The sequence below is a fragment of the Nitrospira sp. CR1.1 genome (assembly GCA_014055465.1).
GTDB lineage: Bacteria > Nitrospirota > Nitrospiria > Nitrospirales > Nitrospiraceae > Nitrospira_A.
This window is the reverse complement of the sequence record WIAF01000001.1, coordinates 20056-45795: the sequence shown is the minus strand read 5'-3', so window position 1 is coordinate 45795 and position 25740 is coordinate 20056. Positions and strand designations below refer to the sequence as shown.

Sequence of the window (25740 nt, the reverse complement as noted above, 5' to 3'; positions counted from 1 at the left end):
TCTCGTCCTAACCGTGATCATCAGCGGTCGCGCTGCGGGTCCCGGCGACCTCCTCACGGCTGCGCCTTGTCGTAGTGTGTGTGCAGATGGGCCAGAATATCGTGGGTTTCCGAGAGCACCGTGTCTCCGTCCTTCAAGACCGGGACATAGTATTGGCCGGAGACCTCGTAGACTTGTTTGCGCATCGGCCGGAAGTCCGGCACGACCACGTCTTCGTAAGAAAGGTTCAATTCACTCAGGCGATCCCGGACAACCGCGCAATCGGGGCACCATTGGACATGATAGAGGGTGAGGGCCATGAGTACCTATAGGAGAAAAGAGTAATCAGCCGGCGGCTGAATCGATGCGAGCAGCCTCGTCATCACCCCGCGCTACGCTGGGACGCCCGGCGCGATCGCACAGGGCGCCATGATCGCGTCGACCATGCCATGAATAATTTTTTTATTGGCGGGACAGAGTGTTGCCAGGATCCCGCCGAGCTCGGCCTTGTCACCGACGACGAAATAATACGGAGATAAGCGAACCCGCCCGGACATCGGCGTCACCGTCTCGCGTTGTTCATCCCAATAGGCCGACTCGAACAAGCGGCCCTTGTGGAATTCTTGAAGGACATAGGGGGTTGTCGAGAAGGACTGCAGCGCATGCTCCAACGCGGCGCCCCATTCGACTTGCGGGAGATCATGCCCGATGGAGACGCCCCGGCTGCCCCAGGCCAGTTCGGAGAATCCTGAGGGCTTGATCACCAGTTGCCGCTCCTTTTGAGTCGTGTGGGCCAGCCGGCGAAAGTCCGAGACGGCTCGTCCGCTGAGCAGGAGATCTGGGATGACGGCCGTCGGGGGCACCGGTTGCGGGTCGAGAATCCATGTTCGAGGCAGCAATTGTCGCAAGGTGGCCCTCGTCTCAGCGGTCAATATCTGCTCCCAAAATGGCGCCAGTTCAGGGTGATGGAACAGCCCGAAGGCGAGTTTTTCCTCCAAGGCCGGCTTGTAGGGCGGCGTGACGGCGACCTGTCCCTTCTTCGCAGCATACATCATGAGCTCGGCCTTCGGGATGTTCTTTAGATCGAAGAGTTCAAAAAAGCGGTAGAGTAATCCGATCGCCCGCGGTCCCTGTTCATCTTGGAGAAACAGGCCCTCGTCGGTAAAACGAATGTCCCGTGGCTCGACACAGAACGCCTGCCAACCGATTTCACGCAGACGCCGGGCCATCCATTCCATCTCCGGCCGGTACTCCTTCGCCTCGTCGGAGACAACAATCGCAAGGCAGCCTTCCTGGTCGCCTTGCTGGGCACGCAGCATCGCGGCGAATCCTTGCACCATGCCATCTCGACCGGCGATCAGGGAGGAACGTTCGGACGCTGCGTGAGCGGGGGCGAGCCCGAGCCCGAGTTGGTCATCATAGGCGCGCGACATGCATGCCGTCAGCCCGATCCCACCGGGAACGGAATCGAGCTCCGTGATCACCATGCCGTCGGCAGTCGGGATCACATCCGGCCGAATGATGCCGGGTATGAGGTTTCGAAACCGGTTCATCCGGCTGAAGGTGATGAGGGATTCCGGTTTGCCCTGATCGAGATAAGCCGCCACCCACCCCGGCTGGGTCCCGCGGGCACTGTCTTGATAGAGGCGGTTTAAGGCCCGATAGAAAGCCAGGAGGTCCTGCCCCAAGTGCTGAAAAAACATGACGTCAGACGAGGAAAGCGGAAAGGGTGTCGGGGAGAGGCGAAAGCGCGCCGGCGAAATGTTTGAACCGGTCGTCGCCGCGACCGGTTCCGTTTCAGCCGGGCCATAGACGCCGGCGTGAACGAGCGCATCACGGATTGCGAGACAACGTCGGCGGGTTTCGTCGGAGTTCAACGGCTCACGTGAATGTTGTGGCAGTGCCAATGCAATATCCTCGATGCTCGCAGCGCAGTCGCATGCTTCGCAGTCGCGGTCGGATTCGAGGTGGAGCAAATCGTACCATGGCCTCTTACACTGGTACAAGTCGGCGAGGGCCACGAGGCGCTCGCCGACATCTCACGCCACCCGGCAAACAGGGGCCTGCGACGGCCAAGATGCGGGATAGTAGGACGACGTGCGGGTTAGTGTTACAATATGTGCAGCTCATGACGAGTCCACTCGTGCCAGTCTCTCCCGCGAGTCCCACACGGCCCGTAGGTCATTCTCTCCTGCAGATCGTGCCGAGTACGGCCTGTCTTCAATGCGACGTCTGTTGCCGGTTTCCCGAGCAAGACAGCTTCTTACGCCCCTTCTTTACCGGCGAGGAGATTCAAGGAGCGGTGGCGGCCGGTCTGGCGCCGGAATGTTTCCCAACTACCGAAGGCGCCCAGATTAATCTGGTCCCGAATCCGGCTGGCGAGGGATATGTCTGCCCCGCGTTTGACAGTGGCACGTCGCGCTGTCGCATCTATGATGTCCGCCCGTTGGACTGTCGACTCTATCCGTTTGCCCTGATGTGGGATGTCGAGCGCGCCCATGTCCTCCTCGGATGGGATACGAAGTGTCCGTATATGCGTGATGCGCCCGCGTCGCTGGTCGATCAGGCGGCAGACGCGGTGGCCCAATGGATTGAACAGGATGAGCGGGTGGCGATGCTTGCGCGCTACCCCAGGCTCATTGGGCGGTTTCAGGAAGATGTCATCCCCTTGCGGACCTTGGCGAGGGTGACGGAACACGTGCAGAGAGGGCAGACGCGGATCCACAGGCAGGCCCTGACCATTCAGGATCGAGGGCGTCTGGAGGCCGCACTGGCCGTCAGCGCCGGCGTTCAGGAGATACCGCTCGCTGCGGCTTCATTCGCCTACCATTACATCTGGCGGCATCGGCTGAGATATACCTGGACCGAACTGCAGGGGCACCTGTGCCTGTTCGCCGAATCGCCCGACGGGATATTTTTGGCCTTGCCTCCGTTGGGAGAAGGGCCGATCGATCAGCCGGCGGCTGAAGCCTTTCGCGTGATGCGCGGGTGGAATGGGGATTCGTCCGTCAGCAGGATAGACAATGTACCGGAATCTTCCGTGCCCGCACTACGCGCGTTGGGGTACGAGGTCATCCAGAGAGAGCCGGACTATGTGTATGCCGCCGCTGATCTTGTCGATCTCGCCGGTGACCCGTATCGATCGCCCCGCGCAGCCTGCAACCGCTTCATGCGCGAACATGGCGGGATCCTTGAACCCTATGACTGTCGCGATCAAACCGCCTGTCTGACTTTGTTTCATGAATGGCGGGAACAGAAACAGCGGACCGGACCGGATGGTTGGGCCGATGCCTTGCTTGACGATGCCGCCGGAGCCCATGAAACGGCATTGTCCGCCCATGCTGAATTGGGACTGACCGGAGCAGTGGTTCGAGTGGCGGGGCGCATTCGGGCGTATACGCTGGGCCTGCGGCTCAATCAATCAGTGTTCTGTGTCTTGCTGGAAGTGGCGGATCGGGATATTGTGGGGGCCGGCGCGTTCGTGTTTCGTGAATTCTGTCGCCAAGCGCTCGCCAAAGGCGCATGTTGGATCAACACCATGGATGATTCCGGTCTCCCGAGTCTGGCGAAAGCCAAGCGCTGGTACCATCCCGCGCGATTGATACCGAATTACGTTGTGACGGAGTCCCGACGATGATGGCCGCTCCTCTCCCAGGTTCTCCCCGCCGTTCCTATCCCTGGTTGCCTGTGTTGATCGTCGGCATGACGATCGTGGCGCTGGTGATCGGCGTGGTCATGTTGCGGTCGATTGAAGTGCGTATGGTCGAGGCGACCGGAGGAAACCTCACGCTCGCCTCGGCTGAGATTGCGGACAAACTCGACCGCCTGCTCTTCGAGCGTCATGCGGATGTGCGCATGATGGCCCGGGCGTTCACTGACCGGGCTGCCGACAAGAAATATATCAATGAGTATCTGCAGTGGATGAAGGACACCTACGCGCCGGTCTATCTCTGGCTGGGGGTGACGGATCCTCATGGACGGATGATTGCGGCAACGGATTCGTCCACCATCGGCCAGGACTACAGCCAGAGTGAGTGGTTCGACCGGGTGCGGCAGACCAGCGCTGTGCTGGTCGATGAGGTCGAGGTCCGTGACTCGGATCACAAGATCGAGTCGGTTGCCTTTACCGCGCCCATTCTCAGCGTCAGCGGGAAATTTCTCGGCGTGGTCACGACCCGCATCGGACTGCCGATGCTGGAAGATGTGCTCATCGAAACGGTGCGCGAAATTCAGCAGAGCGACGGCGCGGCCGGTCCCTTCGAATATCAATTTCTAACGAGGGGCGGTCTGGTATTCGTGGATTCCTCCTCCAGCATCGACCAGGTCAACCTGCGTGAGCTCAATCTGCCCTCGGTCTTGCGGAGCAGCTCGGGCAAGGCGGGATATGTCGAGGAAATGCATGTTCGCCGTTACGTCCCCGTCGTGACAGGGTATTCCCAAACCAACGGGTACAGCGGCTATTCCGGCTTGCAGTGGACGATTCTGCTGCGGATAGATCGCGACGTCATTCTGTTGCCGATCCGGGCGATGATGTGGAAACTCGGCATCGCCGGTGCGGTGGTCTGGCTACCGATGGTGGGCTTGCTGCTATGGGCCACGGGACGATTGCGCGAACAACATCGGCAAGCGCAGCAAGAGAGCGAATGGGCCCGCGCGGCGGAGGCAGCCCTGTTGCAGAGCCAGGAACGCAACCGGGTCATCGTCGATACGGCGTTAGACGCCGTCATCTCCATGGATGCGGGCGGCATCATTACGGATTGGAATGCGCAGGCCGTCAACATTTTCGGGTGGGAACGCGAAGAGGCGTTGGGCCGGCGTGTTTCGGAGACGATCATTCCCGTCCGGGACCGGGAAGGGCATGAACGCGGGCTGCGACATTTCCTTGATACCGGACAAGGCGCCCTTCTCAACCGACGGATTGAGATGATGGGGAGTCATCGTGACGGTCATGAATTTCCGGTGGAAATTACCATCTCTCCGGCCAGGCTGGGCGATGCCTATATTTTCAGCGCCTTCATTCGCGATATTACCGCGCGCAAACGGACCGAGCGCCAGTTGGCATCTCAGTACGCAGTCACGCGCGTGTTGGCGGAATCGCGGACCTTGGAAGAAGCCGGGCCGAAGATTTTGCAGGCCATTTGCGAAAGTCTGGAATGGGAGTTAGGCATCTTCTGGCGACTCGACCGGCAGGGAAGTGTGCTGCGCTGTCTGGATGTCTGGCAGGCGCCGGGGCTGAACGCCGAAGAATTTGTTCTTGAGACCTGGCGGCATACCTTCGGGATCGGCAAGGGACTTCCCGGACGGATCTGGCAGGCGGGAGAACCGACGTGGATCAAGGACGTTGTGCAGGAAGCGAATTTCCCTCGCAGCGGCGCGGCCTCACGCGTGGGATTGCATGGCGCCTTCGGATTCCCGGTTCGAGTCGGGACGGAGGTGGAAGGCGTCATCGAACTCTTCCGGCGCGAAATCAAGCAGCCGGATGAACAGTTGTTGAAGATGGTCGCTGATGTCGGTCTCAAGATTGGGCAGTTCGGCGAACGGGCCCGTGCCGAGGATGCGCTGCGCCGCACGGAAGCGCAACTGCAGCAGTCGCAAAAAATGGAGGCCGTTGGACGACTCGCCGGCGGTGTGGCGCACGATTTCAATAACATGCTGACGGTGATTCGAGGATACAGCGAACTGGTGCTGAGCCGGCTCTCGCCGACCGACGGGTTCCGGAAAGAACTGGAAGAGGTTAAAAAAGCGGCGGATCGCGCGTCCGGTCTGACCGGTCAATTGCTGGCGTTCAGTCGCCGGCAGTTCATCGCCCCGAAGGTGCTGGATCTGAATTCGGTGATCCATAACATGGAAGGCATGCTCCGGCGATTACTGGGAGAGGACATCGTCGAGCTGTGTACCGTTCTGGATCCGGGCTTGGGGCAGTTGAAGGCGGATCCCGGCCAGGTAGAACAGGTCATTATGAATCTAGCCGTCAATGCCCGCGACGCCATGCCGGACGGCGGCCGGCTGACGGTGGAAACCGCCAATGTGCAGTTTGGCCAGCGCCGAAACCGTCCGCCGATGGGCGCCGAGCCTGGTTCGTACATCGCCTTGATTGTGCGCGACACAGGCCACGGCATGGACGAGGACACGCAGTCCCACGTCTTTGAGCCGTTTTTTACCACCAAAGAAAAGGGCAAAGGGACCGGGCTCGGATTGTCCACGGTCTATGGCATTGTCAAGCAGAGCGGCGGGTGCATCGAGGTGGAAAGCAAGCCCGGCCGTGGGGCAACCTTTAAAATTTTCTTTCCGCGGATCGAAGCGGTCAATGACGAAACCGAATCGGTCGCCGTCGGCGGTGACTCGGTCAGAGGGCGCGAGACTGTGTTGTTGGTTGAGGATGAACCCGGTGTGCGACGCCTGGTCAATGAGACGTTGCGCCTTCACGGCTATACCGTTTTGGAAGCCAGGCATGGCATCGAAGCGTTGCTGACCGGGGCCAAACATGCCGGTCCCATCCACTTACTGCTGACTGATGTGGTCATGCCGCAGATGAGCGGCCCGGAAGTGGCAGAAAAACTCGCGACGGTCCGGCCGGAAGTCAAAGTGCTGTATATGTCCGGCTACCCGGACCACCCGGCCTTCTCCAAAGGCGGCATTGATACGGAGCATTCTTTCCTGCAAAAACCCTTCACCCCCACCACGCTGGCGCAAAAAGTTCGGGAAGTGTTGGATGGATCGAAGGTCGGCTGAGCGGCGCGAAGTCGTCGGACGCCTTCCGTCGGTCGCTTGAACTTCCTGCCGGTTTCCGTTTATCGTGGCGCACCATCCAGATTATTCACATTCAGGCAGGAGTAGCGGAATGAGCGAGGGGCGAGCAGCGACGGCTCCGAAAGGGCAGGCACAAGACATCGACCGGTACCGGATCGCACGGGAACCGTTTTATGCCGACGTGCGAGGCGAGGTCGGGCTCTTTACCATTGCGGCGCAGAGCCGCATGCCGGTGATGCTCAAGGGGCCCACGGGCTGCGGGAAAACACGGTTCGTCCAGCACATGGCCTATCGCCTGGGCCGTCCGCTCATTACGGTGGCCTGCCACGAGGATCTTACGGCCTCAGACCTTGTCGGGCGCTATCTCCTGAAGGGCCAGGAGACGGTGTGGATGGATGGTCCGCTGACCCTCGGCGTGAAGCAGGGAGCGATCGTCTATCTGGACGAGATCGTCGAGGCCCGCAAAGACACCACGGTCATCATCCACCCCTTGAGCGACGACCGGCGACTTCTGCCGATCGAAAAAAAAGGACAGGTCATCGAGGCGGTGGATGACTTCATGCTGGTGATTTCCTACAACCCCGGCTATCAAAGCATTCTGAAGGATCTGAAGCAAAGCACCAAGCAGCGGTTTATGGCTATCGAGTTCGAGTATCCGCTGCCGGATGTCGAGACCCGGGTCGTGGCGCATGAGGCCGGAGTCAGTCCCGAGCTTGCCCAGCGGCTGGTCAAAGTTGCGGAAAAGGTCCGCAACCTCAAGAATCACGGGCTTGAAGAAGGCGTGAGTACCAGACTGTTGATTTATGCGGCGACGTTGATCAAGCAGGGCGTGCCTGCCGATCGCGCCTGCGATGTCGCCATTGCCCGGCCTATTACTGATGATCCGGATATGTTGCGCAGCATCATCGAGGTCGTGAAAGCGGTGTTTTAAACCGCTCGTGTGTCGCGCCTCGCCGCCCTATGTTCTCCAGAACGTTGTGACCAACCACGATTTCGGGCGGGAGTCTCCATCTCCGGCAGCAGAACAGGTCGTTCGCACCACAGCTGAGGGGGCCGTCATGTCGGTCCATGTTCAGCCGAAAGCTTCTCGTACGCAATGCGCTGGGCTTCACGGTCGCGCGATCAAGATTCGTGTGGCGGCACCGCCGTCTGATGGCGCGGCGAACGAGGAGTTATGCCGGTTCCTCGCCCGCGCGTGTCGCCTGCCGCTGAGCGCCGTAGAGATTCTCAGCGGGGCGAGCAGCCGGCAGAAGCGCATTTTGCTGAGGGGGCGTTCCGCCGAACAGGTGCTCGCACAACTTCAGATCGAGTAAGAAACGGCTCAGGCCGAACGAATGCACGAAGCATTGTCTATGCGAGGGCGGTATGCAGAGTGAGGTGGGTGTCGGGGTATGGCAGCGGCCGTGGCTTCTGAAGCGCGTCGGATCGAGAATGTCTCGATGCTCCATTGCTTTCCTCGTCGTGGCCTTGACCGCTTGTGCCGGGCCTGAACCCATCTTCAAGTCCACGACGCATTTGCAGCTCCACGGCAAGCAGCAGGCCGAGCATGAAGCGGCAGTCTGCGAGGTGAAAGCCGAACGGGCGGGATTGCAGCATGGAACGAATCGCAGCGGGAATGCCGGCGCCGGCGCCGCGCTGGGAGTCATCGGCGGGGCGGCAGTGGGGGCCTCGGCAGGGCTGATGGGCGGGCCGACCGGTATCGCCATCGGGGCGGCAGCCGGCGGCGCGGTCGGCGGGATCTTAGGTCTGTTCGCCGGGACCTACAAGCCCTTACAGCCGCAACAGGACTATGCGGCCTTCGTCGAACGTTGTCTCAAGGAGAAGGGCTATGAGACCGACGGGTGGCAATAATGCTGGTGTCCCGGACGAAACGCCGTGAGCGGCCGGCCGATCAGAATGTAAAACAGCCTGAATAGTCGGCCATCAGGCATTGGACACGAATAGAAATCCGTTCCAGTCGCTCCAACTGTTGCGGCGTCGGCGCCGACCCGCGTACATCCCGCAGCCATTCCGCATCCTGCCGCAACTTTCTCAATGACCAGCGTGAGGTGCCTGGAATGCGCGTCTCCTCGTGAAGCGCCTGCTCCACAATGGTGCGGAATGAGGCCACTTCATCGGCGAACTCTACCCGGTGCGCATCGAAGGAATAGGGCGCTTCGTCCTGCGCCATTAATGCGAGGAGACGGCGCAGCCACTCGACGGTCGCGGCCATTCGTTCGTAGTTGAGCGTGCTGGCGACGTCGCCTGCCGTGTGATACCGGGGTGAGCGCGCAGCGGAGAGAAACAGGAACGGGATCTTGTGGTTGCGGAACACGTCATAGTCGCTGAAGGCCTTGTGACCGTGATCAGGGATTTCCTCGACGAGATGGATTCCCACCGGGAACACGGTGAGAGAAGGAGTCGACGTGCGGGTGACCCATCGATACAGCTCGGGACTTTTCTCCGCTCCGGTGGCAAAAACCGCATCCTTGAGCGGTGCCCAGTGCGCGCCTCCCATCAGGTCCATGATGATCGCGGCTTGAAGATTGTCTGCAGCACCGACTTCTGGCGGCAGGTGATGAAACAAAAACTGTGATCCCATTTCGGCCGTGCCGAAATAGGGGAGTTCCTCACCGTTAAACCCGACAAACATGATGCCGTAGCGCGAGAGACCTGTCAGGTTTCTCGCGGTTTCGATCAGGATGGCGATGGAGGACGCGTTGTCGTCGGCTCCGAGGAAGGGATACCCCAGGTGGTCATAATGGGCGCCGAGTACAATCCAGCGCGCGGAACCTGTCTGCCCGACCGGCGGGATGACCCCGATGATGTTGTCGCCCATGCGGTCAGAAATGGTCTGTCGATAGCCGCCAAGCGAGGGGAGCGGCTGCAGTCCGGCTTGGCGAAACTGCTCCTCGATGTATTGCGCGGCCTGGCGGTTGCCTGGTGTTCCCGGTTGGCGGCCAGCCAGTGCAGGACTCGCGAGGAAGGAGACGTGTGACTGCAATCGTTGCGCCTGAGCTGTTGTGACGGGCAATGCTCTCGGATCAAGAGCCTCCATTGTGTGGAGGCAGCCGGCTATACTCAGAGAGGCCAGTACGGCGACAACTGCCAAGCCATAGCGAAGGCCGACTATCGGATTGCAGCAAAACCGGCTGATCACGATTGTGCGGAGGAATCCGGAGCCGCCGAGGATTCCGGCACCTTCGGAGCCATGGGCAGCGCTTTGTGGCGAAGTGCTCGGCCTTTGCCCGGAGTCGGATCAGGAACGAGGCCGTAACATTGGCGTCCCTCGTGGTCTTCGGGCAAGTACTCCGTAATCGGCAGCCCTTCTTCATTTACAAAGAGCAGGCAATGGCAATATTTATAGATCTGCATTTCGTCGCAGGCACACATCCAGCGACGCAGCTTGGCCTCGGCCTGTTTATCTGGGTAGAAATTGCAGGGGCAGAGCGGCTTTCCCAACTCATCCACGTGAGCGGCTAGTCCCAACACCACGGCATTGGTCACGGCAGGATTCGGGTGCATGGCCGTGCCGCTCTTCTCGGCGAACCCTTTGACGTACTTCCACATCTTCTCGAGACTTTCTTTGCTCGGCTCAGCCATTCCGTCCCTCACGTGACAATGGTCGAATTAAAACGTCGATCGGTGCCAGTCGGTCCCGCCTGCGAGGACACAGTTTACAAGCGAAATTGTGTCCTTTACAATCCACCACTTCCCTCAAAATGGATCAACGCCATGGCATCCGGGTACTCCTTCCCACAACTTGTTGACCGTTTGGCCGACCAACTCGGTCCGGACTCCGCTGCGGCGATAGTAGAGGCTATCCTCGCCTCGGCCACCAGGTCGGATACGCCGGCTGGAGTGTGGCTGTTGTTGGAGGAGCTCACCGAAGCCTCGCCGAAAGCGGCCAAGGGCGCGATAGCGGCCCTGTTGGAATTGCAGCACCGGGGGTTGCTTGCCGAGGTCTTGCCATGGCTCGATCTCGGGGTCGCCATCGCGGCTGATTCGGGAGCCTTGGCGCTACGATTTTTCAAAGAGAGCCCGCTGCTGCTGGGCCTTCTCGATCCGCCTCAACGAGCGGTTGTATTGGCTGCCGGTTTGGAATTCGCTGACCGCCAGGCCAATGTGGCGGTGGAGTTTATTCGGGTTTCGCCGGAAGTGGTGCCCGTTCTGCCCCCGACAGACTGGCCGACCTGGATGGAACTGGCCTGTGAGTTGTCGGAGACCGATTTTGCCTTAGCTGTGGAGTATATCCGTCAGATTCCCGCCCTTGCTCGCGTGCTCTCCTTCGATACGGTTCGCGCCTGGGTGCAGTTCGGGATGACACTCATTGTTGAGAATAGCCTGGGCAGACCGGACTACCTGGGCGCCTTGGAGTTCTTCCGGACGAGTCCGGGCATCCTTGAGGATATTCCCGATCCGGCGTCACGCCAGCACGTGATCCGCGTGGGCGCCCAGATGGCAGAACGGTCGCCTGAATCGGGTATTGCGCTCCTGGCAGAAGCCCCGTCGATTCTTCGCCGGCTCCCGACCGATGAATGGCGGAGACAGGTCCTGCAATACGGCCTGTTGCTGGCCGAACGCGATGCCGAGACGGCGTTGGCCTATGTTCGCCGTTGTCCGGAATTGATAGCGTTGATCGGACCAGGTGAAGGGGCGCTACAGAAGTTTCAATCCTGGTTTGCCTCCGGGATGGACGTACTGGAGTACAGCTTGGAAGGGGGCCGCGCCTACTTTGGCATGGAGTCCGAGAAAGCCTTGGGCGCTGTGTCGCAGGCGATGAGCGGCGTACCCTTGCGGCAGATTGCCAGACGGGTCAAATTGTTCGCTCAGGCGCTCTGCGGCCGCGATCTCCGTATCTACGATCTGCCTGATTCGCTCGAATCAGCCCAGCCGATGGTGCGCGCCACGGTCAGTGACGATGGACGGAGCATCGGATTGCCGTCGCTTGTCAGGCGGCATTCGACCTACGAGGAGAATGTACGCCTCTATATGGTCATGGCCGCGCATGAGGCGGGACATCTGGAGTTCGGCACCTTCGATGTGCCCCTCACCCGGTTGCGAGACCTGAGCGAGGAACTCACGCAACGATATGGACGCAAGGCCTCGCCGGAAGCTCATACCCTGGGCGACCTGTTCGCACGGTATCCTCAGCCGGGTCTCATCCGTGATCTGTGGGCGCTCGTTGAAGATGCCCGGGTCGAGTACTTGCTGCGTTTGGAATATCCGGGTCTGAGTCGTGATTTGGCTTCGATCGCAAAAGATGCGGTGCAGGTTCGAAGTCTGGCGCATGGGATGACGGTGCGCGAGTTGGTCGTCGATCAGCTCCTGCTCCTCTCCACGGTCGAGGCCGGCTCCTTGCCGCTTCCTGATGCGCTCAAGCATGAGATCACGCATCTCTGGAGTCTCTGTCAAACCATCTTCCATCCGCTGGCCACTGCGGAAGAAGCTGTGCGATTGGCCGACCGCCTCTATGTCTCGATGGATGAGTTATTGGCTATTCGTCGCGAGGCTATTCCCAGTCCCGACGAAGCGGAAGCTCCTGAACAGTCAATTCCTGCGCCCAAGGCCTCGGAAGATCTTTCCGACACCTACCGTCCGATGGATAATTGGGAGTATCGCGGCGCGATGGATCCCAACCTAGTGCGGGATCGCGCCGAATCTGCGCCTGAGCAAAGTCCGGCTTCCGGCCAAGGGGATAGTCAGGGCGAGGCTGGTTTAGCCGGTGATTCGAGCGGATCGTCCGGTGCCGGGACGGCGCGTTCTCAGCAGGTGTCTCAAGAGATGTTGGTGCCGGGCCGTCGACAGCCTCCGTTGGTTGAAGAGATGTTGGCGGTAGAAGGCGAAGGGGCGCAGCCTGAGGATGAGAAGTCAGGAATGGTCAAAGCGGTTCGCTACCGAGAATGGGATGCCGCAATTCAGGACTACCGGATGCAGTGGTGCCGTGTGGTCGAACGGGAAGCGGTCGAAGGGTCGTCGGATTTTGTGGAAGAGACCTTGGCGGCCCAACGCGGGCCGGTCGCACTCCTGCGACGCTATTTCGAAAGCCTGCGTCCCCCGGGGTTGCGGCGCGTCCCAGGCCAACTGGATGGTGAAGACCTGGATATGGATGCCGTCATCGGCCGACTCGCCGATCTGCAAGCGGGGATAGAGCCGTCGGAGCGGATCTATGTGCGTCGTGAAAAGCGGGAACGTGAGGTGGCCGCAGCGTTTCTGGTCGATCTCAGCGGGTCCACCAGCCGCCAGGTTGAGCAGGGGCGGCGGATCATCGATATCGAAAAACAGGGGTTGGTGCTGCTCTGCGAAGCGCTCACGGCGATTGGCGACCAATTTGCCGTCTATGGCTATTCCGGGCAGGGCCGTCATCAGGTGGATTTCGTGGTGGTGAAAGACTTTGACGAACCGGTGACCGGGCGCGCGGGGGCCAAGTTGGGCGGAATGGTTCCCTTACAGCAGAATCGGGATGGCGCAGCGATCCGGCATGCGACGGCCAAGCTGCTCGCTCGTGAGGCGAAGACGCGGTTATTGGTGGTGATCAGCGACGGGCGTCCGCTGGATGACGGATACAAGGATGACTACTCGTTGGAAGACACACGCATGGCCTTGCGGGAAGCTCGGGCCGGCGGGATTGACCCGGTCTGTATTACGATCGACAAGCAGGCGGATCCCTATCTGCGACGGATGTACGGGGATGTGCGATATGTGGTGATTGATCGGGTGGAGGGGTTGCCGGAGAAGCTTCCGAGGATTTACCATCGGCTGACGGCCTGACCGGTCGCGCAGAAGGCGTTTTCAGTACTGGAGCATACCAACCATGATTGAGCAGCCGCTCAGACCGACCGTGCCGCCCTGGCTGTATAAACTGTTCACCGGCCATCAGTACCCCTATGTTCGACGGCAGGCCAAGTTCGCGAATCGAGACTTCAAGCCCGGCGAGGACCGGCCAGAACCGACTCGGGAAGCGATCGACGCCAAGTTTTGGGAAATCTATCCGCGGTGCACCGCCAAGATTCTGGAGGAAGTGAAGGCCGGCATGATCGTGGTGTTCCATGAGCTGGGTGAGTACCCGGCCGGCGGCTATCAAGGGCTGGTGGAGGCGCCCGAAGAGTTTCTTGCGGCGAATTACGGAAAAAAGAAAATCAAAGTGAATTTCTATGACGGCGATAATTTTGTCTGCACGATCAATTTTAAGGTCGGCGGCTGGACGGGGCATGAACCGGCGTAAGGAGTGTGAAGCGGGTGCGAAGAGGACTTTGCGCTCGAGGCTTCACGTTTCACGCTTCACGAGGTGGGAATAATGGGACGACCAAAGATTTCGGTAGTGGGCGCGGGGAATGTCGGTGGAACGGCCGCGCAACGGTTGGCAGAGAAGAATGCGTATGATGTCGTGCTGGTCGATATTGTGCCGGGGATTCCGCAAGGGAAAGCGTTGGATATTACCCAGGCCGGCCCCGTCTGCGGATACAGCACTCGCGTGGTCGGGACGAACGGATATGACGAGACAGCCGGGTCGTCCATCGCGGTCATCACGTCGGGGATTCCCAGAAAGCCCGGCATGAGCCGGGATGAACTCTTGGGGACCAATGCCAAAATCGTCAAGACCGTGGTGCAGGAATTGGTATCGCGTTCACCGGACATCATTCTGATCTTGGTGACTAATCCCCTGGATGCCATGGTGCATGTGGCGCGACAGGTCAGCGGGCTGCCCAAATCGCGTGTACTCGGCATGGCAGGGGTGTTGGATACGGCCCGTCTGCGGTCGTTTGTCGCGGAGGAATTACACGTGCCGGGGACGGATGTGCAGGCCATGGTGTTGGGTGGGCATGGAGACACCATGGTACCGCTCGTTCGCCAAACGACGGTGGCGGGCAAGCCCATCACAGAGCGGTTGTCGCCGGAGCGGCTCGCGGCATTGATCAAGCGCACGCAGGATGGCGGGGCCGAGATTGTCGGACTACTGAAGACCGGCAGCGCCTTTTATGCGCCATCAGCCGCAGCGGTGGATATGGTTGAGGCGATCATGAAGGATCAGAAGCGTGTGCTTCCCTGCGCGATGTTGTGTGAGGGGGAGTACGGATTAAAAGATGTCATCGTCGGTGTGCCGGTCATGCTCGGCCGCGGGGGTGGGGAGTCCATTGTGGAATATGATCTGACGGTCGAAGAACGGACGGCGTTACAGGCCTCATCCGATGCGGTGCGGGACCTGTGCGGCGTGGTTGATCGTTTGCTGACGGCCTAGCCGATCGCCACCAGGACAGGGAGGAGGGCAGGTTGCTTGACAAGGCTCGGCAGCCTGCAGTAGAGAACGTGATTGGCAATAAACCGTTATAGTTGGGAGGCGTATGAAATTTCTGGAAGATCCATATCAGACATTGGGCGCGGGGCTTGCGCTCTCTGTCGGGTTGATAGTCGTCTATCTGGGGATGGCCGGGGTGGGAGCGGGCGAGGCCGATTGGTTCGGTCTGGTTGTCCGCTGGGTCCACTTTTTGGCGGGCATCACCTGGATCGGCCTGTTGTATTTCTTTAATCTGATCAATGCGGGCTTTCTCAAGAGCTTGGATGGGCCGACGAAGAACATCGTCATCCCGAAGCTGATGCCTGCCGCGCTGAACTGGTTCCGTCACGGCGCCACGGTCACGGTTCTGGCAGGTGTCGTGCTCTATGGCTACCTCTATTCGAAAGGTGGCACGGGAGCGTTGGCATTGGGGATCGGCGGGCTGCTTGGCATCATCATGATGGGGAATGTGCACGCAATTATCTGGCCCAACCAGAAGAAGGTCATCGCTGCGGTCGCGGCCGCGGCTCAGGGCACACCGGCCCCGCCGGAGATGGCTCAGTGGGGAAAGACCGCCTTGATCGCATCGCGGATCAATTTCCTGCTGTCTATCCCCATGTTGTTCTTCATGGGGGCAGGGAGCCATTTGAAGTAACAGTACGTGGACCAGAGGAACGGGGGATTGGTTATCCGAGAGGATGATCAGTCCCCTTTTTCTTGAGTCCACCCGTTCACCAAATCCTGTTTCGGTCTTTGCCAGTCTTTGGACTGAGTCGTTGTGGGCCTATCAGGCCTAACTGATTGAGATTCAGGCCTAATCAGGCGAACTTGTCTTGACGGCTTCAGGAAGGCAGCCGTATAGTAGGTGCCTGCTAACCTGGGGGTGCTACCCCTGAAAGGGAACAACGTGACCCTACCTCAACCAAGGGTATTGCAAAAGCGTGAAGGGGCACCCTGGGAAATCGACCCCTACCTGAAGACCGGCGGCTACGAAGCCTGGCGGAAGTGCTTGAAAGACCTGACACCTCACGATATCGTCGGCGAAATCAAGAAGGCAGGCTTGCGCGGGCGTGGCGGGGCGGGTTTTCCCACCGGTATCAAGTGGGAAAAGGTCCTCACTCATCGCGTGCCGGAACGCTACTTCGTCTGCAATGCCGGTGAGCACGAGCCTGGAACCTTCAAGGACCGTCACCTCCTCAAACATATTCCGCATCAGTTGATCGAAGGCTGCCTGATCGCCTCCCGGACGGTCAACGCGAAAGCATCCTATATCTACGTCAACCATGAGTATGAGGAAGAGGAAGCCAACCTGAGAAAAGCCATTGCTCAGGCGCGGGAACGAGGCCTGTTGGGGAAGAACATCCTCGACACCGGCGTGGACCTAGAACTGGAAGTCTTTTCCGGTCATGGAAGTTATGTGGCGGGCGAAGAAACGGCGATGTTGGAGTCTATGCAAGGTCGTCCGGCGATGCCGCGTCAGAAGCCTCCGTTCTATCCCACGGATTTCGGGTTGTACGGCAAGCCGACTCTGGTGAACAACGTGGAGACGTTGTGCAATATCCCTCAGATTTTGAGAAACGGCGCCGCGTGGTTTACTCAAGTAGGGACGGAAAAATGTCCCGGGACCATGCTCTTCTCTCTGAGCGGATCCGTCAATCGGCCCGGCGTGTATGAGATGCCGATGGGGGTCACCATTAGGGATCTCATCGAAACGTGCGGCGGGGGCGTTCCGAACGGGCGCAAGATCAAGGCGGTTTTTCCGGGAGGGCCTGCGTTTTCAATGGTGACGGCCGACCAGTTGGACCTTCCCATGGATTTTGATTCGCTCAAAAAGGCGGGAACCGGATTGGGTTCGGCCGGGACCATTGTCATTGACGATGCGACCTGCATGGTGGCGGCGACTCTCAAGTATTCGAATTTTTTCAAGGGCGAAAGTTGCGGGCAATGTCCTCCCTGTCGAATGGGCACGATCAATCTGGCAACCCTGGTAGAGAAGATTGAGCGGGGAGAAGGCAGCCAGAAAGATCTGGACTCCTTGCTGCAGCTGTGCGGGTTCGTGAAGGGAACGGGGTATTGCACGCTCATTACCGGGGCCGCAGTGTTGGTGCAGAGCAGCCTCCGGTTATTCCAGCATGAATTCGAAGAACATATTCGACTGCAGCGCTGTCCGTTCCAGCCGGCGCAGGCCGGGACCGGCGTGAAGGCTTAGAGGAGTCGGCAGATGCCGCGTGTGAGTTTTCTCCATCCGGAGGGGCGTAGCGGGGAGGTCGAATTGAACCTCACCTTATTGGAAGCTGCCAAGGCACTCGGGTTTGAGCTCAATCACGACTGCGGAGGAAATGCATCCTGCACGACCTGCCGGGTTGAAGTGCAGGTGGGCGGGGAGAACCTATCCGAGATTGATTTCGACGAGCAGGATCTCCTGGATCGTGAAGCACTCTCTGAGCCGTGGCATCGGCTTGGTTGTCAGGCGAAGGTATTAGGTGATGTGGTGGTTCGTGTTCCTGAAACGAAGTGGGTGCAACCGACCTCAGCGGCATCCAGCCAATTCGGGAAAAAAGGAGTCGGGCTTCCGTAAGTTCCCGCGAGATGGTAAAGTAACACAACGTGCCGAACACGCAGACCAGAAGGAGGACCAACGATGGTAACGATTACGCAATTGGCAGAGCAGAAGATAAAAGAACTGATGACCGAAGAAAAAGATGTGGTCGGTCTGAGGATTTATGTTCGCGGCGGCGGATGCCACGGATATCAGTATGGAATGGCCTTCGAGTCAAAAATGGCCGATGACGACACGGTCATTGAAAAAGGTGATGTGAAAGTGATCATGGATTCGCAGAGTGCTCCGCTGTTGCAAGGCGCGGAAGTCGATTATGTCGACAGTCTGCAAGGGTCCGGATTCTCGATTAAGAACCCGCAAGCGAAAACCACCTGCGGGTGCGGCAGTTCTTTCAGTGCGTAAGAGCCTTCCGGTTGTGGTTCAACCGGGGCGCCGATGTTTCGTTGAGTGACGGATCAAGCCGGGAGTGGCTCCCTCTCTAGCGGGTAGCTCTCCCGGCTTGTTCGTTTGATCATCTGTCTGGAGAGTTGCTCGGATGTCTGAGGCCACCATTACGCGCCGCTATCGTTTCTGCGCCGCTCATCGTTTGCACACCGATCAGTTGTCGTCTGAAGAAAATTGGGCCACGTTCGGCAAGTGCAACAATCCCAACGGGCATGGGCATAACTATGTGGTGTTCGTTTCAGTCAGGGGTGACATGGACCCCGTGACCCATCAAGTGGTGGACCTGCCGAGGCTCGATGATGTGGTGCAGCGGATTGTGGTGCGACGATTCGATCATCAGGATTTGAACAAGGATCCGGAGTTTGCGACCCAGACCACCACCGGAGAGAATCTGGTGGTGCTCATTTGGGAACTCTTGGTCAATGAAGTTCCGGGGGGACGTCTCGTGAAGGTCGGTGTGATCGAGACGCGAGACAACTATTTCGAATATTCCGGATCCGCGAAGCAGGTGCGGAGAGAAGATGGAGTGAGGCATGGCTAAAGTAGTTTCCGGGTCCCGCGCCAGACGGTCGCGTGTCGCTGCAACGCCAACCGCCGAGGACCCGATTGAAGGGTTGATGACGAAGCTGTTGGTCGAGTTGGGAGAGGACCCGGACCGCAATGGTCTTCTCAATACGCCCAAACGCGTTGCGAAAGCCATGCGGTTTATGACCCAGGGCTATCGACAGGACATCGATCACTTGCTCAATGGCGCCCTCTTTCCCATAGAGTACGATGAAATGGTGATCGTGAAGGATATCGATTTCTTCAGCATGTGCGAGCATCATTTGTTGCCGTTTTTCGGGAAGTGTCATGTAGGGTATCTGCCGAACAAGAAGGTCGTAGGCCTCAGCAAGATTCCGCGGGTCGTCGATGCCTTCAGCCGGCGGCTCCAAGTGCAGGAGCGGCTGACGCTTCAAATCGCCGAAACCCTCAAGAAAAAGCTGAATGCCCATGGGGTCGCGGTCGTCATGGAAGCGCGCCATCTCTGCATGATGATGCGGGGGGTCGAAAAGCAAAATACCGTCGCCGTCAGCAGTTCCATGCTGGGCGTGTTTCGCACCCAACAGCAGACCCGCGAAGAGTTTCTCAAGCTGATTCGTGGCAGCAGCGTCAGAGACGGAGGCTAATCTCTCCCGCGGTCGCTTACGCTAGCTCCTCGACGAATCCTCGCAGCAGATCGTTAAACGTCTCAGGTTGTTCGCAATTACTCACGTGTCCGGCGGCTGGAATGACAGCTAGCCGGGCCTTCGGTAGCTCACGCGCCATCAATTGAGCGTCGGCGAGGGGGGTCGTATGGTCCTCCTCTCCGACCACGACGAAGGTTGGGCAGGAAATGGCCTTAAGATGGGCGACGGAGTCAGGGCGCGCTGCCATGGCCATCAAATCAACGAGCATGCCGCTTACCGGCGTGTGTTGAATCGTCCTGCGAATAGACTCCACCAGTTCGGGTTTGCTTTTCAGAGACGTTGTGCCGAGCAGCTTTGGCAGCATGGTGTTCGCGACCGCTTCGGCGCCTTGTGTATACGCGGTTTGTGCCAGATGAAAGCGTCCTGTTCGCCCCTCCGGACTATCTGCCTGCGCTCGAGTATCGGCGAGTACCAGTGCGCGGAGCCGATTGCCGTATCTTCTCGAGAATGCCAGGCTGACGTAGCCTCCCATGGAAAGCCCCACCAGCACAGCTTGTGGAATGTTCAGGTGGTCGAGCAGCGCAGCCACATCGTCGGCATACTGCTCAAGTGAAAAAGACCACAGCGGGGCATCGGACTCGCCATGCCCGCGAAGATCGACCGCGATGGTTCTGAATTGTGTGGACAGGGCGGTGACTTGCGGCTTCCACATCGAACGATTCAACGGGAACGCATGCAGAAATACGAGTGGGAGGCCTGAGCCCTCGTCGTCATACGCCAATCGAATACTGTTTGCCTGATAAAACATCGGTTGCCCTTTGCAAAGTGTGGTTGGATGGGTGGTACCATTCCCAAGTTCGAGAATCAATAGGTTTGCGGTGATTCCGTTGAGACGTATAGAATGCAGAGGGCCATTCATTTGAGCTCGATGATGTCTGTTCACGATTCTACCGGCGATTTATTCGCGGCATCACAGCCTACCCAGCGAGTCACGCCATCCGGAAAAGTACCCTTGGCGGAACGCCTGCGCCCACGGAGTTTTGACGATCTCGTCGGCCAGGACGACGTGGTGGGGCCCGGGCGCCCGTTGAGAAATGCGATTGAGCAGGACCGGCTCTCCTCCGTGATCTTCTGGGGCCCTCCGGGTTGCGGGAAAACCACGCTGGCCGGGCTGGTCGCGCAGTATACGAAATCGCAGTTCGTACCATTCTCAGCAGTGACCGGAGGCATCCCGGAACTGCGCGAGATCATCAAAGCCGCGGAGCAGCGGCGAAACAGAGGGCTGGCGACGATCCTCTTTGTCGACGAAATTCATCGCTTCAATAAGGCGCAGCAGGACGCGTTTCTTCCGCATGTCGAGCGGGGAACGGTGGTACTGATCGGCGCCACCACTGAGAATCCGTCCTTCGAACTCATTGCGCCCTTACTTTCGCGCTCCCTCGTGATCGTGCTCCATCCGCTGGCAACTGAGGCGCTCGGCTCAATTCTTGATCGCGCAGTGGCTGATTCAGAGCGCGGCTTGGGGTCGCTTCGCCTGACGATCCGCCCTGCTGCCCGCGAACGGTTGATTGCATTCGGGAATGGTGATGCGAGAAGCCTCTTGACGACGCTGGAGTTTGTGGCCGGCCAGGCGCCGGTCGGACCGGATGGACGACGCATCATCGATGAACAGGTGCTGGAGTCCGCGCTGCTCAAAAAGGCCCTGCGTTACGACAAGGGTGGCGAAGAGCATTACAATCTGATCTCCGCCTACATCAAGAGTCTGCGTGACTCCGATCCGGATGGGGCGCTCTATTGGCTCGCGCGTATGCTGGAGGGCGGCGAGAATCCTCGATTCATCGCTCGGCGTATGGTCATTTTCGCGTCTGAGGACATCGGCAATGCCGAACCCGAGGCGCTCATCCTGGCCAATGCGGTGGCGCAGGCAGTGGAGTTCGTGGGGCTACCGGAGTCGCAGATCAGCCTGGCGCACGGAACGACGTACCTGGCCACCCGCCCAAAGGACAACGCGTCCTATGTGGGGCTGCAGGAGGCCGTTCGGGATGCGCGCCAGCACGGCAATCTGGGCGTGCCGTTGCATCTCCGCAATGCCGTGACTTCGCTGATGAATGACATTGGATATGGCAAGGGATACCGGTATGTACACGAGGACCCCGCAGCCAAAGCCGAGCAAGACCACCTTCCTGACCCGCTGAAAGGCTCGCGGTATTACCGTCCCAGGATCTCCGCAGGTGATGAAGAAAGGGGCTAGACAAAGCTGGTTATACGGTTATACTTAGCAGCGAGGTCTCTATGGCGCGTCAGGCCAATTCAACGGAAAGTGTGAGCGAACGCCGGAAATATGTCCGGGCGACACTGATCGGGTCGGCCCTGGTGTCCCCGCAGAGCGGGGCCAAGGGATTTACGGCGGTTCTCAACAATGTGAACAAGATTGGCGCGGGACTGCACTCGAAAGAAACCCTGCCGATCGGCGCAAAAATTACTGTCTCGTTGGCCTTTCTGGATCCCGATCGCGTGGAGCAACAGGAGAAGTTGAGCGCCACGGTGGCCTGGGCGAAGCCGTGGGAGAAGGGAATGTTGCTCGGGGTGGTGTGGGACGACCTGGTGACGAAAGAAAAGAACCGCTGGTTGTACTACTATCTGGAAGAGACGCTGAAGTCGACGGACTAACCGGCTGCCGTCAGTTTTTCCCGTACTTCCTGTAATTCCTCCGACAACGATTCCCAGCGCGCCGTGAGCCGTTCCAACTCCTTCTTCCAGGTTTCCTGCTCTCGCTGCAGCTCGCTCCAGCGGCCGAGTTCCTGGTAGAGCGCCGGATCAGCCAGTTCCAGTTCCCTCGCCTTCACCTTGGATTCCATTGAGGCGATTTCAGACTCCGCGCGGGAGACTTGTTTTTCGAGGCGTGCCTGCGTTTTGCTCAGGTCTCGCCGTTCTCCGCCGGAGGACTTCGGTTGTACCTGCGAGGCCATGGCCTTCGTAGGGCCAGACGATTTGTCGGCCTGGGCGGCCGCGAGCTCTGCGCTGCTTTCCTTGATCGACTCGAATTCCTGCGCCTTCTTCCACAAGAAATACTCGTAGTCGCCCAAGTAATTCCTGGCCTGGCCTTCGTCTACTTCGACGATCATGGTCGCGACGCGGGCGAGGAAGGTCGGATCATGGGAGATGAACACAATGGTACCCGGGAAGTCGGTCATGGCGTCCGTCAACATATCCACCGATGCCGGATCGAGGTGGTTGGTCGGCTCATCAAGCAGGAGGGTGTTGGCCGGTTCCACCAGCATGCGAGCCAGCGCGACGCGGTTGCGTTCGCCGCCGCTGAGGGCCTTGATAGGCTTTTTCTGGTCATCGCCGGTGAAGAGGAACGCCCCGGCTATGCCGCGGAGAAAATTGGTTTCAGCCTGCGCCGACACTTCGGCCAACGATTCCAGAATGGTGTCCTCCTGGTTCAAGGATTCTGCCTGGTGCTGGGCAAAGTAGTGCAGGGTGACTCCGTGGCCGACCTGGCGCGATCCCTTTTCAAACGGCAACACCCCGGCTAGCATCTTGAGCAACGTACTCTTGCCGGCGCCGTTTTCACCCACCAGCGCGATGCGCTGACCGCGTTCCACGGTGAAGTCCAACGAACGGTAAATGACCTTTTCTCCATAACTCTTCGCCACGCCTTTCAGCTCGAGCACATGCCGGCCGCTGGCAGCAGGAAGCGGAAACTTGAACCGCACCCGCTTGGTATCACGCTGCCGTTCGATCAGCTTCACCTTATCCAATTGCTTGATGCGCGACTGCACCTGCTTGGCTTTATTGGCTTGATAACGGAAACGGTCGATGAAACTCTGGACGCGGGCGACTTCCTTACTTTGCCGATTCGCCGCAGCTTCAAGTTGTGCATCGCGGGCCGCCCGCAGTTCCTGAAACTTCGTATAGTTTCCACGATATTCCTGAAGGGTGCGATCCCGGAGCTCCCAGATGTGTGTGGCGATGCCATCGAGAAATTTCGTGTCGTGACTGATCACCAACAGCGTCAGGTTGGATTCGAGGAGAAACCGTTCGAACCAACGCTGGGTTGGTTTGTCCAAGTGATTCGTCGGTTCATCCAGCATGAGGACGTCGGGGTTCGACAACAGCAAGTGCGCCAGCGCCACGCGCATGCGGTATCCGCCCGAGAGGTTTTCGATCGGCCGCGAAAAATCCGCTTCAGTAAAGCCCAAGCCGGAGAGGATGCGTTCGGCTTCATGTTCCGGGTAGATGTCACGATGCGCGGCATCCAGCACGGTTTTGCCGACAATGGTTTCCAATTCCTGTGGCAGGTAGCCGATGCGCAGTCGCGGGCGTTTGCGGATGGTGCCTTTATCGGGCGACTCTTCGCCCAAAATCATCCGGAAGAGCGTCGTTTTCCCGGCGCCATTGGGGCCAACGAGACCGACACGGGCTCCAGGCCGCAAGTGTGCGGTGGCGCCTTCGAGCAGGACCTTCGTGGAATATTGCTTATGAACGGATTCAAGCTGAAGCATGGATCAGTAGTACTCGGGGGCTGAGGTGAACGGTTCGGCGAGGTACCCGCTGCGGAGTGTCAGCGCCTGCGTGTGAAGCGGCGGCTGGCTAAGCGTATGACTCGTAGAGTTCGGATATCCCCGCACACATCCGGAGTGTTGGTCGGACAAGCTTGATTTGGTGGAGCTGGCCGGGATTGAACCGGCGACCTCGTGAATGCCATTCACGCGCGCTCCCAACTGCGCCACAGCCCCACGCAAGCTTGGATCTCTCTGTGCACAGGCATCAACGAAACGAATGCTGCTGCAGACGTAACTCCGCAATCTAGCATGGGCGGATTTTGTCAGTCAAGAAAAGGGTGGGACGGAGGCGACGCTCGTCCTCTTGTGTGCTCGCGCAACGCCCGGCCTCGGAAGGCCCTCGTTGGACGCGCGCAGGGAACAGGGGGCAGAGCATCCGTCCCCGGGAGAACTAGCAGGGGAGAACGGAGCGCGCACGATGGGAAGGTGCTCGCTCGATACGCGCAGTGAAGGCCCAAGTGCGTCCGCCTTTGTTGGAGGAGAAAATGGGATGCGCAAAAAGGAGGCACACACAGCCCGTCTCGGTGAGGACGGAAGCTCAATGACAACGCTGCTGCCTGAAAACCCTGCTTGACAAACCGCGGTGCGAATCCTACGATGATGCCCTTCCGGCTCTGATCAGTACGAGGTCAGGGCCTTTTTTTCGAGTTCAGACGGGAAGAAAGAGCAGAGGCAGCGAACAATGGCGAATCTCGTCATCATCGGCTCCCAATGGGGCGACGAAGGTAAAGGGAAAATTGTCGATATCCTGGCCAAGGATGCCGACATGGTCGTGCGGTACCAGGGTGGGTCCAATGCCGGCCATACGGTCATCAATGCGCGAGATACGTTCATTTTCCATCTCATCCCCTCGGGTATCTTGTACCGCGGCACCCGCTGCCTGATCGGCAATGGGGTGGTGGTTGATCCCGGCGCATTGATCGAAGAAATGGATCACCTGCAGGGGCAGGGCGTCAAAATCGGCAAGAATTTCGCCGTCAGCGACCGCGCCCATTTGATTCTGCCCTACCATAAGGCCATCGATAAGGCTTCGGAGCAGTCCAAAGGCGTCCGTCGTATCGGCACTACCGGTCGCGGCATCGGCCCTTCTTACGGGGATAAAATGGCGCGGATCGGCATTCGCATGGGCGATTTGCTGAATCCTCCGCTCTTCAAGCAGAAGCTGGAAGAAAACTTGGTCGACATCAATTGGCTGCTCGAACAACTGCACAAGGTGGACTGCTTCGAGCTGGAAAAGGTCTATCAGCAATACATGGCCTATGCCGATCGACTGAAGAGCTACATCGTCGATACGACATTGGTCGTCAATAAAGCCGTCGATGCCGGAAAGACGGTGTTATTCGAGGGCGCGCAAGGAACACACCTGGATGTGGATTTTGGGACGTATCCTTATGTGACCTCGTCGAGTTCTTCGGCCGGTGGCGCCTGTACGGGAACCGGGGTAGGTCCCACCAAAATCGATGCAGTGATGGGGATTACCAAGGCTTATACGACGCGTGTCGGCAGCGGCCCGTTCCCGACTGAACTCACCGATGAAGTCGGCGGATGGCTCCAGGAGCGTGGAAAAGAATTTGGCGCGACCACCGGACGGGCACGTCGCTGCGGGTGGTTTGACAGTGTCGTGGTCCGGCATGCGACGAGGGTCAACGGGCTTTCCTCACTGGCTGTCACGAAATTGGATGTGTTGGACGGCCGGAAAGAATTGAAGATCTGCACGGGTTACCGAGTGAATGGCAAGCTCCATCGGGACATGCCGTCCGACTTGCTGGCCTTGACCAGGTGTGAGCCGGTCTATGAACGTATCCGCGGGTGGAGCGCGCCCACCACGGGTGTCAGGACGTATAAGAATTTGCCCGCGGAAGCCAAACGGTATCTCACGAGGATTGAGGAACTGGCCGAGTGTCGGATCGATATGATTTCCACCGGTTCACGGCGGGATGAAACCATCATTCTCAACAATCCACTCAAGGCCGGCCGCCGCGCACGTACGCCACGTTCATGATAATGTGTCCTGTT

At 59.1% G+C, this 25740-nt stretch carries 23 protein-coding genes and 1 tRNA gene; 17 read left to right on the top strand and 7 right to left on the bottom strand.

From position 1 onward, the window contains the following. Positions 1-53: 53 nt before the first annotated feature. Both GDA65_00195 and GDA65_00190 read right to left on the bottom strand, forming a co-directional pair. Positions 54-299 carry a glutaredoxin gene (locus GDA65_00195; GenBank protein ID MBA5861115.1) on the bottom strand — a complete coding sequence of 82 codons (246 nt, stop codon included), beginning with the start codon at positions 297-299 and terminating at the stop codon, positions 54-56. A gap of 72 nt (positions 300-371) precedes the next feature. Then, complete coding sequence (locus tag GDA65_00190; protein MBA5861114.1) at positions 372-1955, bottom strand: hypothetical protein; 1584 nt, start codon at positions 1953-1955, stop codon at positions 372-374. On the opposite strand from GDA65_00190, the gene GDA65_00185 reads away from it, so the two are divergent. The 5 genes from GDA65_00185 (at position 1886) to GDA65_00165 (ending at position 8580) form a co-directional block, all read left to right on the top strand. Then, positions 1886-3616: a DUF2156 domain-containing protein gene (locus tag GDA65_00185; protein ID MBA5861113.1), complete on the top strand. Its 1731-nt coding sequence runs from the start codon at positions 1886-1888 to the stop codon at positions 3614-3616. The two genes, GDA65_00190 and GDA65_00185, sit on opposite strands and share 70 nt — an antisense overlap. After that, the gene (locus GDA65_00180; GenBank protein ID MBA5861112.1) at positions 3613-6711 is read left to right on the top strand and encodes a PAS domain S-box protein; all 3099 of its coding nucleotides are present in this window, start codon (positions 3613-3615) and stop codon (positions 6709-6711) included. The genes GDA65_00185 and GDA65_00180 overlap by 4 nt, the downstream gene beginning before the upstream one ends. Positions 6712-6820: 109 nt before the next feature. Next, positions 6821-7660 carry an AAA domain-containing protein gene (locus GDA65_00175; protein MBA5861111.1) on the top strand — a complete coding sequence of 280 codons (840 nt, stop codon included), beginning with the start codon at positions 6821-6823 and terminating at the stop codon, positions 7658-7660. A 127-nt stretch (positions 7661-7787) separates the two neighbouring features. Continuing rightward, complete coding sequence (locus GDA65_00170) at positions 7788-8042, top strand: YggU family protein (protein MBA5861110.1); 255 nt, start codon at positions 7788-7790, stop codon at positions 8040-8042. 52 nt (positions 8043-8094) lie between these two features. After that, on the top strand, positions 8095-8580 hold the full coding sequence (locus tag GDA65_00165; GenBank protein ID MBA5861109.1) for a hypothetical protein: 486 nt from the start codon (positions 8095-8097) through the stop codon (positions 8578-8580). A gap of 40 nt (positions 8581-8620) precedes the next feature. On the opposite strand, the gene GDA65_00160 is transcribed toward GDA65_00165, so the two are convergent. Together GDA65_00160 and GDA65_00155 are read right to left on the bottom strand one after the other, a co-directional pair. Further along, positions 8621-9766 (bottom strand): M28 family peptidase, encoded by a 1146-nt coding sequence (locus GDA65_00160; GenBank protein ID MBA5861108.1) that lies wholly within the window; start codon positions 9764-9766, stop codon positions 8621-8623. 98 nt (positions 9767-9864) lie between these two features. Next, a complete protein-coding gene (locus GDA65_00155; protein MBA5861107.1) occupies positions 9865-10311 on the bottom strand; it encodes a ferredoxin:thioredoxin reductase in 447 nt (148 codons plus the stop codon). Positions 10312-10329: 18 nt separating this feature from the next. Here GDA65_00155 and GDA65_00150 point away from each other — a divergent pair, with 18 nt between their 5' ends. The 9 genes from GDA65_00150 (at position 10330) to folE (ending at position 19156) form a co-directional block, all read left to right on the top strand. Next, positions 10330-13479: a VWA domain-containing protein gene (locus tag GDA65_00150; protein MBA5861106.1), complete on the top strand. Its 3150-nt coding sequence runs from the start codon at positions 10330-10332 to the stop codon at positions 13477-13479. A gap of 43 nt (positions 13480-13522) precedes the next feature. Continuing rightward, a complete protein-coding gene (locus GDA65_00145) occupies positions 13523-13933 on the top strand; it encodes a hypothetical protein (protein ID MBA5861105.1) in 411 nt (136 codons plus the stop codon). 72 nt (positions 13934-14005) lie between these two features. After that, on the top strand, positions 14006-14947 hold the full coding sequence (gene mdh / locus GDA65_00140) for a malate dehydrogenase (GenBank protein ID MBA5861104.1): 942 nt from the start codon (positions 14006-14008) through the stop codon (positions 14945-14947). 184 nt (positions 14948-15131) lie between these two features. Next, positions 15132-15638 (top strand): hypothetical protein, encoded by a 507-nt coding sequence (locus tag GDA65_00135; protein MBA5861103.1) that lies wholly within the window; start codon positions 15132-15134, stop codon positions 15636-15638. A 276-nt stretch (positions 15639-15914) separates the two neighbouring features. After that, entirely contained in the window at positions 15915-17192 is a 1278-nt protein-coding gene (gene nuoF, locus GDA65_00130) for an NADH-quinone oxidoreductase subunit NuoF (protein MBA5861102.1), read from the top strand. 12 nt (positions 17193-17204) lie between these two features. Further along, complete coding sequence (locus tag GDA65_00125) at positions 17205-17561, top strand: 2Fe-2S iron-sulfur cluster binding domain-containing protein (protein ID MBA5861101.1); 357 nt, start codon at positions 17205-17207, stop codon at positions 17559-17561. A 63-nt stretch (positions 17562-17624) separates the two neighbouring features. Then, complete coding sequence (gene erpA / locus GDA65_00120) at positions 17625-17945, top strand: iron-sulfur cluster insertion protein ErpA (protein MBA5861100.1); 321 nt, start codon at positions 17625-17627, stop codon at positions 17943-17945. Between the two features lie 148 nt (positions 17946-18093). Next, a complete protein-coding gene (locus GDA65_00115; protein ID MBA5861099.1) occupies positions 18094-18528 on the top strand; it encodes a 6-carboxytetrahydropterin synthase in 435 nt (144 codons plus the stop codon). Then, entirely contained in the window at positions 18521-19156 is a 636-nt protein-coding gene (gene folE / locus GDA65_00110) for a GTP cyclohydrolase I FolE (protein ID MBA5861098.1), read from the top strand. Before GDA65_00115 ends, folE begins: the two co-directional genes overlap by 8 nt. A gap of 16 nt (positions 19157-19172) precedes the next feature. Here the strand turns inward: folE and GDA65_00105 are convergent, their stop codons facing one another. Continuing rightward, on the bottom strand, positions 19173-20075 hold the full coding sequence (locus tag GDA65_00105; GenBank protein ID MBA5861097.1) for an alpha/beta fold hydrolase: 903 nt from the start codon (positions 20073-20075) through the stop codon (positions 19173-19175). A 12-nt stretch (positions 20076-20087) separates the two neighbouring features. On the opposite strand from GDA65_00105, the gene GDA65_00100 reads away from it, so the two are divergent. Beyond that, complete coding sequence (locus GDA65_00100) at positions 20088-21407, top strand: AAA family ATPase (protein MBA5861096.1); 1320 nt, start codon at positions 20088-20090, stop codon at positions 21405-21407. A gap of 41 nt (positions 21408-21448) precedes the next feature. Then, positions 21449-21826: a hypothetical protein gene (locus GDA65_00095; protein ID MBA5861095.1), complete on the top strand. Its 378-nt coding sequence runs from the start codon at positions 21449-21451 to the stop codon at positions 21824-21826. On the opposite strand, the gene GDA65_00090 is transcribed toward GDA65_00095, so the two are convergent. Further along, the gene (locus GDA65_00090; protein MBA5861094.1) at positions 21823-23664 is read right to left on the bottom strand and encodes an ATP-binding cassette domain-containing protein; all 1842 of its coding nucleotides are present in this window, start codon (positions 23662-23664) and stop codon (positions 21823-21825) included. The two genes, GDA65_00095 and GDA65_00090, sit on opposite strands and share 4 nt — an antisense overlap. Positions 23665-23822: 158 nt before the next feature. Next, positions 23823-23898, bottom strand: a tRNA-Ala gene (locus tag GDA65_00085). Between the two features lie 508 nt (positions 23899-24406). Here GDA65_00085 and GDA65_00080 point away from each other — a divergent pair. Beyond that, positions 24407-25726, top strand: coding sequence for an adenylosuccinate synthase (locus tag GDA65_00080; GenBank protein MBA5861093.1), 1320 nt, complete (start codon positions 24407-24409; stop codon positions 25724-25726). The last annotated feature ends 14 nt before the right edge of the window (positions 25727-25740 follow it).